This is a genomic window from Acidovorax sp. K2F, assembly GCF_025246485.1.
GTDB classification, from domain to species: domain Bacteria; phylum Pseudomonadota; class Gammaproteobacteria; order Burkholderiales; family Burkholderiaceae_C; genus Acidovorax; species Acidovorax delafieldii.
Genome location: NZ_JAOBSQ010000036.1, coordinates 76650 through 95196 on the forward strand (window position 1 = coordinate 76650; position 18547 = coordinate 95196).

Sequence of the window (18547 nt, forward strand, 5' to 3'; positions counted from 1 at the left end):
CATGCGCGTACGCCTGTCCACTCCGCTCAACGCACCGCCCGAATGGGTGGCTGCGCAACTGCAAAGCACATCAGTGTTCCGCCACATCACGGCGCCTCTGGTGCGGTTCAAGCGCCCTGGCGGCGCGCCCTGGCCCACCCACTGGTCTCCCGGTGATCTGCCGTTGCAGATGCGGCTGCTGGGGCTGCTGCCCATGGGCTCGCAAACCGTGCGCATCTCCATCGAGCCATCTGCCCAGGCCGGTGCCTGCCCCACGCTGCGCGACAACGGCGAGGGCACGCTGATGCGGCGCTGGGACCACCGCATCACGCTGCAGCCGCTGCCAGACGGCCGCACGCTCTATACCGACGACATCGACGTGGTCGCGCGCCACCTGCCCTGGCTGATGACGCCCCTGAGCGCGGCGTTTGCCCAGGTGTTCTACCGGCACCGACAACGGCGCTGGCGCCAGCTGGCGGCGCGCCACGCTGCAGCACCCATGGCTGACCCCTTGCAGAGGGAGCGCGCATTCGACCACCTGCTGGCAGCGTTTGCGCACGATGCCGGCGCACCGCCTGCCACCCGCTGGCATTGGCTGGAGGCCGCGCACGTGCTGGGGCAGACCACGCTGTCCCTGCATTGGCGGTCACACAGGGCCATGCTGCGCTACGCCCTGCAGTTGCGCGACCTGCGCGAGGCCGGCGGACAGGTACTGCGGCTGGCACTGGTGCCCCTGGGCCACGCGTTGGCGCGGCTGCCCATCGGCAACACGGGCCGGGCGCAGGTCAGTGCGCTGGCGCCCATGGCGCCGCAGCCGCACATCACGCAGCTGATCGACGGAGCGTTGGCAGCTGCCAGCCTATCGTCCACCCAACTTCAGCCAAAAACCGATTCTAGCGCTTGAATCATATGCGCTGGCAGCTATCAAATCAGGAGTATCCGGCTGACTGGTGCGATGGCAAGCCGGCACCCGGAAGTTGACGCACGACAAGCCCGGCATGGGGCTTGCATGGTCCAATCCCATGCCTGTGCGCCGCCCTCTGCCCCGGGGGCCGCGAGCACAGCCTTCATCCTTTTGCCCTTTGCCCATGCCATCCCGCTCCCCTGCCGCCCCCACAGCCCCCGCCCCGCTGGTCGTGCCCCACAGCCTGACGGAAGACGCCGTGGCCATCTTCACCGGGGTGCTGCTCATCTCGGTGGGGGTGGCGTTTTTCACCAGCGCGGGGTTGCTCACGGGTGGCACGGCGGGGCTGGCGTTTTTGCTGCACTACGCCACGGGCATTGGCTTTGGCAAGATCTTCTTTGTGCTCAACCTGCCGTTTTACTGGCTGGCGCTGCGCAAGCTGGGCCGGGCCTTCACCGTCAAGACTTTCATCGCGGTGCTGCTGTTGTCGCTGCTGACCGAGCTGCAGTCGCAACTGCTGCAATTCGCGCAGCTGCAGCCGCTGTATGCCGCCATTGCGGGCGGGCTGATCACGGGCACGGGGTTTCTGGTGCTGTTCCGCCACCGCTGCAGCCTGGGCGGCGTGGGCATTGCGGCGCTGTACCTGCAGGACCGCTACGGCTGGCGCGCAGGCAAGGTGCAGATGGCTGTGGACTGCTGCATCGTGCTGCTGGCCCTGTGGACGGTGGAGCCCGTGCGCGTGGCCTGGTCCATTGCGGGCGCCGTGGCGCTCAACCTGGTGCTGGCCATGAACCACCGGCCGGGCCGCTACATGGCGGTGTAGGTCCCGGCCAAGGGCGGTTGAGCGCCCTGCAGAGACACACCTTCTACATGGACACCTGCCAGCCCAGCCCACTGTGCAGCCGGTGCTCCAGCACCTCGATGGGTACCGGGCGGCTGAACAGGTAGCCCTGCCACAGCGTGCAGCCGTGGCGCTCCAGAAACGCGCGCTGCGCCTCGGTCTCCACCCCCTCGGCAATCACGTCGATGCCCAGGCTCTGCGCCATGCCGATGATGGTCTGCACGATGAGCGCATCGGTGTGCTGGATGCCAATGTTGCGCACAAAGCTCTGGTCGATCTTGAGCTGGTCCAGCGGCAGCCGCGTGAGGTACGACAGCGACGACTGGCCGGTGCCAAAGTCATCCATCGAAAAGCGCAAGCCCAGCACGCGCAGTGCATTCATCTTGGCGATGGTGTCGTCCACGTTGTCCAGCGCCAGACTCTCGGTCAGCTCCAGCTTCAGGCGGTCGGGCCGCGCGCCGGTCTGCCGCAGCACGGCCACCACCTGCTCCATGAAGTCGGCCTGGCGGAACTGGCGCGCGCTCACGTTCACCGCCAGTTGCAGGTCGGCCGTGGCAGGGTGGTCCTGCCAGCGGCGCAGCTGGCTGCAGGCGGTCTGCAGCACCCACAGGCCGATGGGCAGGATCAGCCCGGTCTCTTCGGCCAGCGGGATGAACTCGAACGGCGGCACCATGCCGCGCGCCGGGTGGTTCCAGCGGATCAGTACCTCGGCCCCCACCACATGCTTGCCGCAGCCCACCTGTACCTGGTAGTGCAGTGTGAACTGGCCCTGTTCCAGGGCCGTGCGCAAGTCATTCTCCAGCGCCGCGCGGGCAGTGACGGCGGCCTGCATGCGCGGATCAAAAAAGCGGATGCCATTGCGCCCGGCGGTCTTGGCGGCATACATGGCCAGGTCGGCGTGTTTGACCACATCTTCCACCGTCTGCGCCTGGCCGCTGAACAGCACAGCGCCCACACTGGTGGTGCTGTGCACATGGTGTGATGCGAGCTGGTAGGGCTGGTTGAGCGCGGCCAGAATCTTTTCGCCCACCATCTGCGCCTGCTCGGCAGCGTCGGTGGCGAGGGCGCCCAGGTCTTCCAGCAGCACCAGAAACTCGTCACCACCCAGCCGCGCGACGGTGTCACCTTCACGCACACAGGCCGTCAACCGCTGGGCCACCTGCTGCAGCAGCACATCGCCCATGTCATGGCCCAGGGTGTCGTTCAGGGTCTTGAAGTGGTCCAGGTCCAGGCACAGCAGCGCCCCTTGCAGGCCCGCGCGCGCACTGGTGGCAAACGCCTGCTGCAGGCGGTCCATCATCAGGCGGCGGTTGGGCAGGTGGGTGAGCGGGTCGTAGAACGCCAGGTGCTCGATCTCCCGCGCCGCCGCCGCGCTCTGGGTGATGTCATTGAGGGTGGCGACATAGTGCGTCAGCACCCCGTGCTGGTCCGTCACGGCGGTGATGGCCATGAAGTGCAGGTTCACCTCGCCGCTCTTGCAGCGGTTCCACAGCTCGCCCTTCCACTCGCCGGTGCTGGCCAGGCTGGCCCACATGGCATCAAAAAATGCCTTGTCATGGTGGCCCGAGGCCAGCAGGCTGGTGCGGCGGCCCACCACCTCGTCGGCGCTGTAGCCGGTGATGCGGCTGAACGCGCGGTTGGTGCGCAGGATGAGGGTGTCCGCGTCGGTGACGATCATGCCCTCCTGCGACTCAAACGCAATGGCGGCAATGCGCAGCTCGTTCTCGTCGCGCTTGCGGGCGGAGATGTCCTTGCCCACGCCCCGATAGCCACAAAACGCACCGTCGTCATCAAACACGGGCGTGCCGCTGATGGACACCCAGTACGAGCAGCCCTGCTGGTCGCGGCGCTCGAACTCGAAGTCGCGGAACTCCTGGTGGCGCTCCAGCAGCGCGCGGTGCTCTTCCCACAGCGCGTCGCTCATGCCCGGTGCAGCCAGCTCCCAGCGCGTCTTGCCCATGTGCAGCGCGGCCTCCTGCACCAGCCGGTCATCGGCCCGGCCTTCCACATGCGTGAGGCGAAACTGCGCGTCCTGCTCCCAGTACCAGTCGGACGACAACGCGGTGAGGGTGCGAAAACGCGCCTCGTTGTCCTCCAGCTTGCGGCGCACGCGGTAGGACTCGCTCACGTCGCTGAACACCAGCACCACCCCCACGATCTGCCCCTGGGAGTTGCGAATGGGAGCGGCGCTATCGGCAATGTGGTACTCGGCGCCATGCCGGGCCTGCAGGGTGGTGTGGTTGCTCAATGCCACCACCTGGCCCCGGTCCATCACCAGCTGCACCGGGTCCACCTGCGGCTCGCGGGTACCGGTGTTGATGATGCGGAACACCTCGGGCAGCGGCTGGCCCATGGCCTGTGCCAACGGCCAGCCTGTCAGGCGCTCGGCCACCACGTTCATGCGGGTGATGCGGCCTTGCGCATCGGTGGCGATCACGCCATCGCCGATGGAAAGCAGCGTGATGGCCAGGTTTTCTTCGCTCTGGCGCAGTTCGGCCTCGGCTTTCTGTCGCGTCAGGGCCATGCGGTCAAAGCGGCGGCCCAGCTCGGTCAGCTCCTGCAGCCCCGTGGCGGGAACGCGCGATACATAGCGCCCCTCGGCCAGCTCGTCCGTGGCGTGCATCAGGCGCCTCAGGGGCCGCATCACGCCGCGCCGCACGCCCACTTGCGCCACGGCAAATGACAGCACCAGACCGCCCAGCAAGAACGCCATCTCGGTCCACATGCGGCTGTTGGCCGCGGCGTACAGGTTGTCCAGCGGCACGGCCAGGCTCATGGTGGCCACCGGTTTGCCGCCTGCCTCGATCAGCGGCTGGAACACCACCAGCTCGGGCGCGCCATCAGGGCGGTACCGCTGGCGCTGCCCCTGGGGCGTTTGCAGCACCAGGGCGCGGAACTCGGCATCGGCAAACGGTGCCCCCAGCTCGCTGGCATCGGGCGGGTAGCGCGCCAGCACGCGCCCCTCAGGGTCGGACACCCGGGCCACCGCGCCGTCCGGCAGCCCCAGGTCGGTGAGCCGCCGGCTCCACCACTCCAGCGACACCACCGCCACGGCGGCCGCCACCACCTCCTGCGTGCCGGGCGGTATCACCGGGTAGGCAAAGTTGACACTGGCCACCTGGGCGGCGCGGTCCACCTGAAAGCTGCCCACCGCAAAGTCCCGCCCCAAAATCGTCTGCTGAAAATATGGGCGGTTGGCGACGTTGACAGGAGCCTTGAGCGGACGCGCATTGCACAGCAGCTCGCCGTCCGCCCGTGGCACGCCAATGTTGACGTAGGTGGCATTGAGCGACAGCACTTCGGCCAGGTAACGCCCACACTGGGACGCTGAAGGGTCGTGCACCTGCGGCATGGCGGCCAGCTGCTGCAGAAACTGGCGGGTGTTCTGGATCAGCCGCTGCTGGGTGCCAGCCACCGACTGCAGGGTCTGCAGCGCGCGTTCTTCTGCCGCAGCAATCGCGTCTGTGCGGTGGGCCCGTGCCTGGTACACCACCAGCAGCACCGCTGGCAGCGTGGCCCACAGCACCAGCCAGCGAATCCGCGCGGACAAGGTGCTCCACATTCCAGCGACCCATGAGGGCATACCGACCTTTCTGTGCAAGAGAAAGAACGCTTGAGCACATATCTGCCGACAGCCGCTGACAAACGGGCAGACATGTTTCGTCACATGTTACTGCCCATGGTCGGAAAAGGCATTCACGATTTGCGCAGGGTTGCCCGCAGCGCCAGAAAGTGGTTACCTGCGGAACCTTGAGCGGCTTCGCCGTATCATTGAAGGATGCGTCGCGGCTTTTTCTTCCTGCTGATGGTAGTGCTGGTCCTTCGGGGCCTGACGGGCACGGCCATGGCGGCGGGCATTGTGGCTCCGCTGCTGCCTGCAGGCGCCGCGCAGCACACCGAGGCCCATCAGCCTACGGCGGAAGGCATGGCCCACGACCAGGGCCATTCCCTCGATCATTCCGCAACCCTGGCGCAGGCCGAGGGCGTGGCACCCGCCGACGCCCATGCCCACCATGGCGCCCCGGCCGCCGAGCCCGGCATCGACCACACCACCAGCCACTCTGCGGCCTGCCAGGACCCCGATGCGGGCTGCAAATCGGGCGACGACCACGACCACCACAGTGCCAGCTGCTCGGCCTGCGAAATCTGCCACTCGGCCATGCTGGGCCTGCCCGCATCGCTGCCCCCCGCCCCCCTGCCCGCCGGAGCCCTGCTGCCCCTGGCCTCTGCGCAGTTTGACAGCGCCCCTGCGGCGCTGGCCATCAAACCACCCATCGCCTGATCTCCGACGCCCGAAGTGCGTCTGCCATAGCCTGAGGGCCCCTGAACAACAGGGTTCGTCAGGCGGCAGTGCACTGTTTTTTCGTTCGTTGTCTGGAGATCGCCATGCGCGCCCCTGCCATTTTTCTCTCCTTGCCGTCGCCCGGGCCATCGTGGCCGATGCGACTGGCTTGTCTTGCCCTGTTGTCGCCCTTGCTGGCGCAAGCCCAGGGCCCATCTGCACCCGACGCTACCCGCGCCGATGCGCCCACGGCCCCCCCTGCCGTACACGGCCATGCCGCCGCAGCCCCCGCTGGTGGACGCCTTGCCCACACCCCAGGCCTGGCGCCAGGCGCACGAGTCCGTGGGCGCGTTCCCACGCGGCCATGCGGACATCGTGGCCTGGGAGGCGCAAAAAGGCTCGGCACCTTCCCCCACGCCCGCAGCCTCCTCCGCTACCTCCATGCCACACCATCCCCAGGGCATGCAGCACGACATGCCGCATGGGAAGCAGCGTGGCACACCCCATGAGATGCACCACGGCAGCCCAGGGAGTGCCCACCCCGCTCACCACCCCGAGCAGAAGGGCAAGCCATGATCAGCACCCATCGCCTCTCCATACTGGCTGCCGCCACCCTGCTGGCGGGCTGCGCCAGCGTGTCGCCCGATGGCCTGCGCAGTGATGTCGCGGCCCTCACTGCGGGCCGTACCGCCGGTGTGCCCCAGGCGGCCTTGCCCGCCACGGACCCGAGCGCTCGCGCAAAGGCCCAGCAGTCCATTGACGGCTGGCTCGCGCAACCCCTGACACAAGACGCCGCCGCGCGCATTGCCCTGCTCAACAACCCCGGCTTGCAAGCCCGGCTGGCCGCGCTGGGCGTGGCCGATGCCGAGCGGGTGCAGGCCATCACGCTGCCCAACCCGCACCTGACCCTGGGGCGCTTCACCAACAGCCAGGAACGCGAGATCGAACGCACCCTGGCCTTTGGCCTGATGGACCTCATCACCCTGCCCTGGCGCACCCAGCGCGAGGCCGAGCGCCTGCAGATTGCCACGCTGCAGGCCGCGCAGGACGTGGTGCAACTGGCCGCAGACACCCGCCGCGCCTGGCTGCGGGCGGTGGCGGCCGAGCAGGTGGCCGCCACGCACGACCGCATGGTGGAAGCCGCCGAGGCCGGGGCCGAGCTGGCGCACCGCATGGCGCAGGTCGGCAACTGGAGCCGCCTGCAACAAGCCCGCGAACAGGCCGTGCTGCACGATGCCACCCGCCAGCGTGCCCGCGCCCGCCTGGCCGCAGCCACCGAGCGTGAGCAGCTCAACCGCCGCATGGGCCTGTGGGGGCAGCAAACCCAATACCAACTGGCCCAGCAGCTGCCGCCCCTGCCCACCACCGCCTTACCCGCCGATGGCATCGAAGCCACCGCGCTGCGCGAGCGGCTGGACGTGCAAGCTGCCCGCCGCCAGCTGGACACCCAGGCCACGCGCCAGGGCTGGAGCCGTGCGGGCGCCGTGTTTGGTGACATTGGGCTGGCATACAGCCGCAACACCGCGACCGAACGCGACACCGGCCGCAGCGACATCAAGCGCGGCTGGGAGATCGAGCTGCCCCTGCCCCTGTTCGACTGGGGTGGTGCAGCCCGCACCCGCGCCCAGGCCGAGGTGGAGCAAAGCGCCGCCCAGCTGCAAGACACCGCCGTGCGCGCCCGCAGCGAGGTGCGCGCCGCCTGGCTCACCTACCGCACGGCCCTCGACCTGGCGCGCCAGCAGCAGGCTGAAGTAGTGCCCCTGCGCCAGCTCATCGCCGACGAGACCACGCTGCGCTACAACGGCATGCTGGCCAGCGTGTGGGACATGCTGGCCGAAGCACGCAACAGCACGCAGGCCGTGGCCAACGCCATCGAAGCGCAGCGCGACTTCTGGCTGGCCGAGACCGACCTGCAACTGGCGCTGACGGGCACCTCGCCCGGCGCACTGCAGGGCCTCACCTCCGGCGCCGCAGCCTCCTCCACCCCACAAGGCCACTGACATGAACCGCCGCAATTTCTTTTCTGGCGCCGCCACGGCCGTGGCCGCAGCCTCCGTCAGCCGCGTGGCCCTGGCCGCGCTGCCCGAGCCCGCCACACAGTCCAGCGCCGACACCGCGCCGCCGCGGCACCCGCCCACGGGCCGCCCCTACAACCCGGTGGTCACTTTGAATGGCTGGACCGCCCCCTGGCGCATGAACGCAGGCGTCAAGGAGTTCCACCTGGTGGCCGAACCCGTGGTGCGTGAGGTGGCGCCTGGCTTCATGGTCAACATGTGGGGCTACAACGGCCAGAGCCCCGGCCCCACCATCGAAGTGGTCGAAGGCGATCGCGTGCGCATCTTCGTCACCAACCGCCTGCCTGAACACACCACCATCCACTGGCACGGGCAGCGCCTGCCCAACGGCATGGACGGCGTGGGCGGCCTCACCCAGCCCGCCATCCAGCCCGGCAAGACCTTTGTATACGAGTTTGTGACGCGGCGCCCCGGCACCTTCATGTACCACCCGCATGCCGACGAGATGGTGCAGATGGCCATGGGCATGATGGGCCTGTGGATCACCCACCCCAAGGGCAGCCATCCGCAGATCGCCAAGGTGCAGCGCGACTACGCGTTTCTGCTCAACGCCTTTGACGTGGAGCCCGGCAGCATGACCCCCAAGGTCAACACCATGCTGGACCACAACATCTGGTGCTGGAACAGCCGCGTGTTCCCCGCCATCAGCCCGCTGGTGGCGCGCCAGGGCGAGCGCGTGCGCATCCGTGTGGGCAACCTCACCATGACCAACCACCCTATCCACCTGCATGGGCACGAGTTTGAAGTGACCGGCACCGACGGCGGCCCCGTGCCCAAAAGCGCGCGCTGGCCGGAGGTGACCACCGACGTGGCCGTGGGCCAGATGCGGCAGGTGGAGTTCATCGCCGACGAACCCGGCGACTGGGCCCTGCACTGCCACAAGAGCCACCACACCATGGGCGCCATGGGGCACGCCGTGCCCACCATGATCGGCGTGGACCACCGGGGCCTGGTCGGCAAGATCCAGAAGATCGTGCCCGACTACATGGTGATGGGCGAGCGCGGCATGGCCGACATGGGCGCCATGGAGATGCCGCTGCCCGACAACACCTTCCCGATGATGACCGGCACCGGCCCCTTCGGCCCGCTGGAGATGGGCGGCATGTTCACCGCGCTCAAGGTGCGCGCTGACCAACCCGCAGGCAGCTATGCCGACCCCGGCGACTTCAGGCAGCCACGCGGCACCCAGGCCTTTGAATGGCAAGGCGCACCGGCCGCCACACCACGCCCTGCACGCACCGACACCCCAGGCACCGCCCCAGGCGCGGCCAATGCACGCAAGCCCGCTGCCAGCGGCCACCAACATTGATGCCAATGATCACCATGAACACTATTAAATTCATAGCTGCCTGGGCAATATGCACTAGCGCATTCGGCACTTTTTCTGCCTATGGGCATGAAAACATGCCCCACCGCACCTCCACAGCCCCCGTGGTCAAAGAGCAAAAAGACTGGGGCATTGCAGGCGATGCCCAGCAGGTGCGCCGCACGATCACCGTGCGCATGGGCGACGACATGCGGTTCAGCCCCCGCCACATCGAAGTGCGCGAGGGCGACACCGTGCGGCTGCGCGCACAGAACAAAGGCCAGGTGCTGCACGAGATCGTGATCGGCACCAAGACGGAGCTGGACCAGCACGCCGAGATGATGAAAAAGCACCCGGGCATGGAACACGACGAGCCTTACATGGCCCATGTGGCGGCGGGCAAGGCCGGCGACATCGTGTGGCACTTCAACCGCGCAGGAAGCTTTGACTTTGCCTGCCTCATCCCCGGCCATTACCAGGCCGGCATGACCGGCACCATCACCGTGCTGCCCCGCCATCCATAACGCCAGGAGAAACACCATGCCCCTCCAACGCCCTCGCGCTGCATCCGCATCCATGACCGCGCTCCCCAGCCCTGCCCGCCGCCAATGGCTGGCCACCACTCTGCATTTGCTGGGCGCGGGGTTGGCCGTCGCTTTGCTGCCGGTTGGGTCCCGCGCAGCCACCAACACGCCCACACCGCTAGAAGTGTGGAAAGACCCCAACTGCGGCTGCTGCCAGGACTGGGTGGACCACATGCAAGCCAACGGCTTTGCCGTGAAGGTGCATGCCACCGGCAACAACGCCGTGCGCGCCCGCCTGGGCCTGCCGCCAAAACTGGGTTCGTGCCACACCGCGCTGGTGGGCGGCTACCTGGTGGAAGGCCACGTGCCCGCCAGCGATGTGCGCAAGCTGCTGCAGCAAAAGCCCAAGGCCCTGGGCCTGGCCGTGCCGGGCATGCCCGTGGGCTCGCCAGGCATGGACGGCGCCGTGTATGGCGACCGGCGCGACCCGTACGACGTGCTGCTGGTAGCGCACGACGGCAGCACGCGCATCTTCAACAGCTACAACAAAAAGGCATCCACATGACCCAGCACTTCTTCTCCATCCCGCTGGCTGCCGCCCTGTTTGTCCTGGTTGCAGGGCCCGCCCTGGCGCAGGCGCCCGCAGGGGCTGCCGCAGACAGCCACAGCAGCCACCACCCCGCCGCCACCGCACCGTCCGCGCCACAGGCGGAGTTGAGCGAAGGCGAAATCACCCGCTGGGACCCGCGCACCCTGCGCCTGACCCTCAAACACGGCGAGATCAAGAACCTGGAGATGCCGCCCATGACCATGGTGTTCCGCGTGGCAGACGCCAGCGTAGTCGGCGACCTGAAACCGGGTGACAAGGTACGCTTTCGGGCCGAACAGGTCAGCGGGGCCTACCATGTCCAGCGGATCGAGAAAGCGCCCTGAAGCGGCTCCGCGCGCGGCACCGGGGCGCTGATACTGCGCAAGTGCAGCAAGGCGCCCGGGCACCATAATCAGCGGCCATGACTTCCTCCAACACACTGGCTGGCGACGCTGGCAGCATCACCCGCGTGGCCGGCATCGAGGTCGGCCACTTCACCGAAACCCGCCGCCCCACGGGCTGCACCGTCATCATCACCCGCGAGGGCGCTGTGGCCGGGGTGGATGTGCGCGGTGCCGCACCCGGTACGCGCGAGACGGATTTGCTCCACCCCTCCAACCTGGTGGACAAGGTGCACGCCATCATGCTCGCGGGCGGCAGCGCCTGGGGGCTGGATGCCGCCACCGGCGCCGTGCGCTGGCTGGAAGAGCGCGGCGTGGGTTTCGACGTGGCCGTGGGCCGCCTGCCCATCGTGCCCGCCGCCGTGCTGTTCGACCTGCTGGTGGGCGACATGCGCGTGCGCCCCGATGCTGCGGCGGGCTACGCGGCGTGCGAGGCCGCCTCCACCGCAGACCCGGCCGAAGGTAACGTGGGCGCTGGCACCGGTGCGGCGCTGGGCAAGATCTTCGGCATTCAGCGTGCGATGAAGGGTGGCATCGGCACCGCCTCCGTCACCGTGGACGGCGTCACGGTAGGAGCCCTCATCGCCTGCAATGCGCTGGGCGACGTGATCGACCCCGACACCGCGCAAGTGATTGCCGGGGCACGCACCGACGACGGCCTGCGTTTGCGCGACACGCGCCGCGCCCTGCTGCGCGGCGACCCGCCCCAGCCCCTGCTGGCGGGCACCAACACCACCATCGGGGTGGTCGCCACTGACGCGGTCATCACCAAGGTGCAGGCCCACCGCCTGGCCGTGGCCGCGCACGACGGGCTGGCCCGCAGCATCAACCCCGTGCACACCATGTCGGACGGCGACACCCTGTTCAGCCTGGGCACGGGCCGCAGCGGCAAGAGCCCGGGCATGATGGTGCTGGCCACCATGGCGGCCGAGGCCACAGCCATCGCCACGGCGCGGGCAGCACGGGCTGCGCGCGCCATCACTACCGCCGAGGGGTTGTACCTGCCCTCGGCCGCCGATCTGGGCTGAAGCGCAAGAATCGGCATGCGCCACGCAGACGGTGCGTGGCGTCTCCTTCCCGGTGGCACCGGCTGGCGTTGACTGGCGTTGACTGGCATCTGCTGCAGGCTTCGTCCCATGCCCTGGAGCTGGCGGTTTCTGCCCCCGCGCCGGCCCTCAGGCGTATTGCGCCAGCCCGTGGCCGAAGGACCAGTTCTCCTTGGCCACCTCAACAATGTTCACGAACACATCTTCCGGCCTGAGGCCTGGGCTTTCGCCCAGAAGCTGGGCGATGCGCTGAAACAGCACCTTCTTCTGCTCCAGCGTGCGTGTGTTGTTGGCAGTGATCTGGATGAACACCACATCGTCGCTGCGTGCCACGCCCAGGTACGACGGGCTGTAGCGGAAATTCGCGGCATCGTGCTCGGTCAGGGTCATGAACTGATCGTCCTCGGGCACATTGAAGGTCTCGCGCATGGCGCGGTACAGCGTGTCGAAAATCGCTTGCCGGTAGGCAGCGGGCTTGCCGGCACGCATGGCAATGTGGATGAGCGGCATGGAGGGTCCTTTTGTGAAAAAGCTGGTGCCATGCTATCCATATTGATATGCTATTGATACTTATATCAACAATAACAAGAACATATCATGCAGCGCCCTCTGGATCTGGATGCCGTCGAGGCTTTTGTCCGTGTTGCCGAGCTGGAGAGCTTTACCCGAGCAGCCGAGGCCATGCAGACCAGCCAGGCCGCTGTGAGCCTCAAGCTCAAGCGGCTGGAGGACCGGCTGGGCTGCCGGCTGCTGGAGCGCACCCCCCGGTATGTAGAACTGTCAGCGCAGGGAGCCGCCTTCCTGGACCATGGCCGCGCACTGCTTGCTGCACATGAGCGTGCCCTGGCTGCGCTGGGTGAAGCACCGCAGCGTTTGGCCATCGGCATCAGTGACCACGTCGCCGGGCCTGAACTGCCCGCACTGATTGCTCGCATGAACGCACAAGACCCTCAGCTGTTGATCGACATCCGGATCGGCTCGTCGGGTGACCTGCTGCAAAGCTTTGACCGGCGCGAACTCGACGCGGCCATGGTCCGCATGCATGCCGGGCGCAGCGATGGCGAAGTGCTGGCCGAAGAGCGATTTGGCTGGTTTGCCGCGCCTCACTGGCAGCACCGCGCTGGTTCCACCCTGCCGCTGGCCACCCTGGCAGAGCCCTGCGGTGTGCGTGCGATGGCAGGAAAACTGCTGGATGCGGCCGCCATCCCCTGGCGCGAGGTGTTTGTGGGCGGCGGCGTGGCGGCAGTGTCCGCAGCCGTTGTTGCAGGGCTGGGCGTAGCCGCACTGGCACCCCGCATGTTGCCCTGGGGCGCGGTGGACGTAGGTGCCCGGCTTGGGCTTCCTGCACTGCCAAGCCTGCCGGTGGTGCTTCACAGCCGGGCCCCGGATGGCCGACCCAGTGATGCGATTGCAGCACTGTCTGCCGCATTCAGAAGTGCGGTGCGCGGTTAGGGCAGGTCACGCCCGCCCTCGCTTACCCCTGCACAAGCAGGGTGCCCAGCGCGCCATCCGCACCTTTCGGTCAAAAACTTCTTGACGCGCGCCGGAACCCCCAGAAGATCAGGGCCTGTGCACCATCGTGCGCCCAAGGCGGCGGCTGCGCACCGCCGCATCGATATCGCCAGAACGCCGCAGGGTGGCGGTGGCAACGTGTTGCGCCCCACGTTACGAAATGGTAAACACCGGTTTCCTGCCGCTCCTGCGTGCTCCGAAAAAGCGCCTCATCCCGTATCACCAGCTGGAGGGTCCATCGCATGAATGTCCTGCAGAACCTGAGCATCAAGACGCGTCTTGGTATTGGATATGTTGTCCTGACCTGTGCACTGATCCTGGTCGCCATCATGGGTATCCGTGGCGAGTCCATGACACAGGAGAGCCTGGACAACCAGGTCAATCACCTGAACGTGATCAAAAGCCTGGGCAACCGGGTGCTGGATACAGCCAATGCGAGGGCCGTGTCTGCCCGCAACCTGGTGATCGCGGGCTCCAAGGAAGATGCCGACGCGGAAACACGTCGCATTGGAGTCGCACATGAAGGCATGGGCAAGGCACTCCAGGGAGTCGAAGATGCCCTCAAGGTCGGCCCGCCTGAAACCGCCCCCCTCAACAAGCTGCTGGCCCAGATCAAGAACACCGAAGCGGCCTATGGCCCCGTGGCGCTGGAGATCACCCGACTGGGGAGCCAAGGGGAAAAAGATGCGGCGATCAAGAAAATCAACGAGCAATGCCGCCCCCTGCTGACCAGGCTGGTGGCCGACATCGAAGCCTTCCTGGCCGAGAGCGACGCCATCAGCAAACGTGCCAGCCAGGAATCGATGCGCCAGTTTGAATCGCTGCGGCTACAGCTGGTCTTGCTCAGCGTGGCCATGGTGGTGTTTGCCTGCGTGCTGGGTGTGGCCACCACCCGCTCCATCGTCCGGCCCCTGAACGAGGCAAGCCAGGCGACGCGGGAGTTTGCGCGGGGCAACCTGGCCACCCCACTGGTGGCGCAGGGCAAGAACGAAATTGCTTCGGTAGTCACTTCGATGGAAGCCATGCGGCTGAGTCTTTCCAACCTGGTGGCAGGGGTGCGCCAGGGATCAGAAAGCGTATCGACCGCCAGCGCCGAGATCGCGCAAGGCAACCACAACCTGTCGATGCGCACGGAACAACAGGCTAGCGCGCTGCAGCAAACCGCTGCCTCCATGGAGCAACTGGGCTCCACCGTGAAGCAGAACGCAGACAACGCGATTCATGCCAACCGCCTGGCGCATTCAGCGTCGACCGTTGCGCAACAAGGCGGTGACGTGGTGGCCATGGTGGTGGCCACCATGAAGGACATCAACGACTCCAGCCGCAAGATCAATGACATCATCAGCGTGATCGACGGCATTGCATTCCAGACCAACATCCTGGCGCTGAACGCGGCCGTGGAGGCTGCCCGTGCCGGTGACCAGGGGCGGGGCTTTGCCGTGGTGGCCAGCGAGGTTCGCAACCTGGCCCAGCGCAGCGCGGCTGCGGCCAAGGAGATCAAGCAGTTGATCACGGAAAGTGTCGGCCGCGTGGAACACGGCACGGCTCTCGTGGACAAGGCCGGCCACACCATGACAGAGGTGGTTGCCAGCATACGCAACGTCACCCACCTCATGGGGGAGATCAGTGCTGCCAGCTCTGAGCAAAGCTCGGGGGTCACGCAGGTGAGCGAGGCCGTCACGCTGATGGACCAGGCCACGCAGCAGAATGCGGCCCTTGTGGAGGAGATGGCTGCTGCTGCATCCAGCCTGCGTGGGCAGGCCGATGACCTTGTGAGTGCTGTGGCGGTGTTTCGTATTCACGGCAGCGGATCGGCGCTGCTGATCAAGTAGCGTCCCCCATCCCCTGCCGCGCCATCCAACAGGGCGGGATCAATCTTGCACCGAGCCACGTGGTGAAACGGCTGGCTGCGGGCGCATGCCGGCCAGCAGATCATTCAGCGGCATGGCACGGGCAAACTTCCAACCCTGGGCCTGGCGCACACCCCGGGCAATCAGGAAGTCCACCTGGTCCTGAGTCTCGACGCCCTCGGCAATCAGTGCCAGCTTGAGCATGTGGGCCATTTCGATGATGTGGGTAGTCACCGGGCTGATGGCGGCTTGCGCGCCGATGCTGGCGATGAAGATGCGATCAATCTTGAGGGTGTCGATGTCGATGGACTCCAGCATGGACAGGCTGGAGTAACCCGTACCGAAGTCATCCAGCGCAATCGATGCACCGATCTGCCGCGCAGCCCGTAGCGCGGGCCGTGCAGCCTCGATGTCCACCAGCCCGCGCTCGGTAACCTCCAGCATGAGCGCGCCCGGCGGCATCTCCATGGCGCTGAAGCGCCGCTGCAGGTACTGCACGGGTCCGTCGGCCACCAGATCCTGGGGCGAGAGGTTCAAACTCACATGAAAACCCGGGCGTGCCTTGAGCATCTCGGGCAAGTCGGCCAGCACCACATCCATCACGTACCGCGTGATGTGCGCGATCACACCGGCCTTCTCCGCTTCTGCAATGAATTCATCCGGGGGCACCAGGGTGCCGTTGCGGCGACGCCAGCGCAGCAGAGCCTCCGCCCCCACCCACTGGCCGGTTTCCAGATCCACGATGGGCTGATAGAGCACGAAGAACTCGTGCCGGCGCAGGGCCGCCCGCAGTCTGACGCGTGGCGACAACTGCCACCGGGTGAGCATCGCCACGCCCAGCGCAAACAGGGCACTGGCCACCAGCCCCAGGGGTGCCAGGATCAGCGCCTGGGCCTTGAGCCCTTCGTGGGCCAGCGCCTTGGGAGCCGCCGCGACCGCCGCCACATTGTTTTCCTTCGACACCCGAAAGACGATGTAGTGGGTCTCGCTTTCAGCCACGTTGTTCACATGGGGCGTGTAGAGGTTCAGCCACCGGGTATCCAGCGGACCTTTGGACCGGATCAGCGCGCGGGGCGTGCTGATCAGAAGCCCCAGCGCGACATCCGCATGAAGCACAGGCATGTCAATCACGATGCCCGGGTGAATGATCACCGCATGGCCGTTGCGGGCGTAGATGTTGAAAGGCTGCTCCGGGGCAAAGGGCAGGCGGGCGCCAATCCAGGTGGAGATACCCGTCGAGGTGACCATGTGGTTGCCGGTGAGCGGTACCACCTCATTGCCCGCGGTGAGGGTACTGCAGACCAACGCTCCGTCCCTGACCGCCCCCATGCCCTGCAGATAGAACGAGGTGCCCACCAGCTGCTGCATGCGTGTGAGGCTGGCCTGGCTGCAAGCGGGGTGCGGATCTCCGTCCAGATCGTTGAGCGCCGCCACCAGCTGCTGGCGCGAGGCCACGCCGCGTCGCAGCACCTCGTCCGCCAACGAGGTCAGATAGGCGACCTGGTCTTCCTTGGCCTGGCGGTGGGCCACCCACAGGGATGCAGCAATGGGGATGAGCGCCGCCAGCAGCAGTGGGATGGAGGCAACGACATAGAAGCGTTTCATCGGACACGGCAGTGGGTGGGTAGTACACAGGCAGACAAGGGGCTGCCCCAGCGCGATGCCATCATGCACGAACAGCCCCCGCTGCTCCAGCGAGATTTCAACCGATGGCGCCCCTGTCGCCGGGCACACAAGCATCAGACCGTCCTATGATGCCGGTGACGGTTGGTGCCCTGGGCCGGGGCCCACGGCACCACACCCATCCCCATGGCCCCTGATCGGAACAAGGAGAGTGAACCCATGAGAGACCAGGCCTTTCGGAAACATGCATGGCTGCTGTGCCTGCCATTGCTCGTGAGCACCCCGGCGGCACAGGCGCAGGACCAGTTGGTGGATTTGCAGTCCAGCGGCGGCTACACCTCCTACCGCCTCGCGGACGACGTGACCCAGGTGGATCTGGTGGAACAAACCCAGGGGGCCTGCCGCTTCAACCGCACCTGGGGCTACGACCTGACCAATCGCGAGCTGTGGACCAACGGTGGTTGCGGGGGACGTTTCAAGATCACACGCACCTATGCATCCGGTAGCAGCAGCGGCTCCAATGCCGGAGCAGCTGTGGCGGCCGTGGCGGCCATTGCCGGCATCGCGTTGCTGGCCAACCACAACCGGCACGACAACGACCGTCGCCCCGAGTACCCGGACTACCCCGGCCAGGGCGGGGACTGGGGGCGCGAGATCCGGGTGGACGGCCGTCTGTGCCTCGACGTGAGGGGTGGCAAATTCCAGCCCGGCACCACCCTGCAGGTGTACGAATGCAACGGGACGGCGTCCCAGCGTTTTGCGGTGGGGCGCGGCGGCGAGATCCGGGTGCGCGACCTGTGCGTGGACGTGGACCGAGGCGACCCACGGGACGGCGCGCGGGTGGTGCTGTGGTCCTGCTCGGGCTCGCGCAGCCAAAGCTGGTCTACCCTGGGTGGGCAGATCGTGAGCCAGCTCACCGGCAAATGCCTGGATGTAGACGCAGGCCAGGTCCGCCCTGGGGCACACACCATGGTCTGGCCCTGCAACCGCAGCCCCAGCCAACGCTGGTGGTGGTAAGGAGGTCCCATGCAAACAACTCTTCACTGGATCTGTGCAGGCGCCTGCGCCCTGGTGCTGGCAACAACGACGCACGCGGCCAATGCGGCCGACACCTCCATATCGTCGCCCACCACGCCACCACGCCCTGCCAAGGCGCACAAACCGGTGGCGCCAACCCTCACCCACCGGCTGCAGGCCATCTGCTCGGCAGCCGATCTCAATCATGACGGCAACGTGTCGCTGGACGAGTTCCACCAGGACATCGTGCAGAGCTGGCACAGCCTGGGGCCCGATGGAGAGGGCTACGTCCATCTCTCCCAGCTGGGCCAATTGCCCCGCATCGGCAAAGGCCAGCTGAGGCGGCTGGCGGCAGCCGACAAGGACGGGGACGGAAAGCTGTCGTTCAAGGAGGTGGTGCAGGCACGCATGGCCTACTTTGAGGCAGCGGATGTGGACCAGAACGACATGCTCTCGCTGCAGGAATGCATGGCCTATGAGCGCCAACGCAGGCGCCTGCCGCAGTAGGAGCCCTCGCTGGCCGGCGGTTTCAGTCCTCCAGCTATCTGAGACCTGGGCGACTCCCGGTGCGGGATGCCCGGAGCTGGTGCGCGTCGCC

The 18547-nt window shown here is 66.9% G+C and carries 17 protein-coding genes; 14 read left to right on the forward strand and 3 right to left on the reverse strand.

Annotated elements, in window-relative coordinates; genetic code table 11:
• The first annotated feature begins 1 nt into the window (after position 1).
• Both N4G42_RS13320 and N4G42_RS13325 read left to right on the forward strand, forming a co-directional pair.
• Positions 2 to 883, forward strand: coding sequence for a DUF3703 domain-containing protein (locus N4G42_RS13320; RefSeq protein WP_260667481.1), 882 nt, complete (start codon positions 2 to 4; stop codon positions 881 to 883).
• Between the two features lie 184 nt (positions 884 to 1067).
• Entirely contained in the window at positions 1068 to 1706 is a 639-nt protein-coding gene (locus tag N4G42_RS13325; protein WP_056746596.1) for a YitT family protein, read from the forward strand.
• Positions 1707 to 1749: 43 nt separating this feature from the next.
• On the opposite strand, the gene N4G42_RS13330 is transcribed toward N4G42_RS13325, so the two are convergent.
• On the reverse strand, positions 1750 to 5307 hold the full coding sequence (locus N4G42_RS13330; RefSeq protein WP_260667482.1) for an EAL domain-containing protein: 3558 nt from the start codon (positions 5305 to 5307) through the stop codon (positions 1750 to 1752).
• 195 nt (positions 5308 to 5502) lie between these two features.
• On the opposite strand from N4G42_RS13330, the gene N4G42_RS13335 reads away from it, so the two are divergent.
• From N4G42_RS13335 to N4G42_RS13370, 8 genes are all read left to right on the forward strand, one after another.
• Positions 5503 to 6006, forward strand: a complete 504-nt coding sequence (locus tag N4G42_RS13335; protein WP_260667483.1) for a hypothetical protein — start codon at positions 5503 to 5505, stop codon at positions 6004 to 6006.
• A gap of 273 nt (positions 6007 to 6279) precedes the next feature.
• A complete protein-coding gene (locus tag N4G42_RS13340; RefSeq protein ID WP_260667484.1) occupies positions 6280 to 6582 on the forward strand; it encodes a hypothetical protein in 303 nt (100 codons plus the stop codon).
• Complete coding sequence (locus N4G42_RS13345) at positions 6579 to 8006, forward strand: TolC family protein (protein ID WP_260667485.1); 1428 nt, start codon at positions 6579 to 6581, stop codon at positions 8004 to 8006. The genes N4G42_RS13340 and N4G42_RS13345 overlap by 4 nt, the downstream gene beginning before the upstream one ends.
• Before the next feature lies 1 nt (position 8007).
• A complete protein-coding gene (locus N4G42_RS13350; RefSeq protein ID WP_260667487.1) occupies positions 8008 to 9390 on the forward strand; it encodes a multicopper oxidase family protein in 1383 nt (460 codons plus the stop codon).
• A 14-nt stretch (positions 9391 to 9404) separates the two neighbouring features.
• Positions 9405 to 9911: a cupredoxin family protein gene (locus N4G42_RS13355; protein ID WP_260667488.1), complete on the forward strand. Its 507-nt coding sequence runs from the start codon at positions 9405 to 9407 to the stop codon at positions 9909 to 9911.
• 16 nt (positions 9912 to 9927) lie between these two features.
• Positions 9928 to 10476: a DUF411 domain-containing protein gene (locus N4G42_RS13360; RefSeq protein ID WP_260667489.1), complete on the forward strand. Its 549-nt coding sequence runs from the start codon at positions 9928 to 9930 to the stop codon at positions 10474 to 10476.
• Positions 10473 to 10844 carry a copper-binding protein gene (locus N4G42_RS13365; RefSeq protein ID WP_116747353.1) on the forward strand — a complete coding sequence of 124 codons (372 nt, stop codon included), beginning with the start codon at positions 10473 to 10475 and terminating at the stop codon, positions 10842 to 10844. The genes N4G42_RS13360 and N4G42_RS13365 overlap by 4 nt, the downstream gene beginning before the upstream one ends.
• 77 nt (positions 10845 to 10921) lie before the next feature.
• Positions 10922 to 11929, forward strand: coding sequence for a P1 family peptidase (locus tag N4G42_RS13370; RefSeq protein WP_116747354.1), 1008 nt, complete (start codon positions 10922 to 10924; stop codon positions 11927 to 11929).
• Positions 11930 to 12076: 147 nt separating this feature from the next.
• Here N4G42_RS13370 and N4G42_RS13375 read toward each other — a convergent pair whose 3' ends face one another.
• Positions 12077 to 12457, reverse strand: a complete 381-nt coding sequence (locus tag N4G42_RS13375) for a tautomerase family protein (RefSeq protein ID WP_260667491.1) — start codon at positions 12455 to 12457, stop codon at positions 12077 to 12079.
• Between the two features lie 84 nt (positions 12458 to 12541).
• Between N4G42_RS13375 and N4G42_RS13380 the strand changes: the two genes are divergently transcribed.
• Together N4G42_RS13380 and N4G42_RS13385 are read left to right on the forward strand one after the other, a co-directional pair.
• Positions 12542 to 13399 (forward strand): LysR family transcriptional regulator, encoded by an 858-nt coding sequence (locus N4G42_RS13380; protein ID WP_108499329.1) that lies wholly within the window; start codon positions 12542 to 12544, stop codon positions 13397 to 13399.
• A gap of 302 nt (positions 13400 to 13701) precedes the next feature.
• Positions 13702 to 15291, forward strand: a complete 1590-nt coding sequence (locus tag N4G42_RS13385) for a methyl-accepting chemotaxis protein (protein WP_116747357.1) — start codon at positions 13702 to 13704, stop codon at positions 15289 to 15291.
• Positions 15292 to 15330: 39 nt separating this feature from the next.
• Here the strand turns inward: N4G42_RS13385 and N4G42_RS13390 are convergent, their stop codons facing one another.
• A complete protein-coding gene (locus tag N4G42_RS13390) occupies positions 15331 to 16914 on the reverse strand; it encodes an EAL domain-containing protein (protein ID WP_165836500.1) in 1584 nt (527 codons plus the stop codon).
• A gap of 237 nt (positions 16915 to 17151) precedes the next feature.
• Here N4G42_RS13390 and N4G42_RS13395 point away from each other — a divergent pair, with 237 nt between their 5' ends.
• Together N4G42_RS13395 and N4G42_RS13400 are read left to right on the forward strand one after the other, a co-directional pair.
• Positions 17152 to 17949: a lectin gene (locus N4G42_RS13395; protein ID WP_056064106.1), complete on the forward strand. Its 798-nt coding sequence runs from the start codon at positions 17152 to 17154 to the stop codon at positions 17947 to 17949.
• 9 nt (positions 17950 to 17958) lie between these two features.
• Positions 17959 to 18456, forward strand: coding sequence for an EF-hand domain-containing protein (locus N4G42_RS13400; protein WP_260667492.1), 498 nt, complete (start codon positions 17959 to 17961; stop codon positions 18454 to 18456).
• The last annotated feature ends 91 nt before the right edge of the window (positions 18457 to 18547 follow it).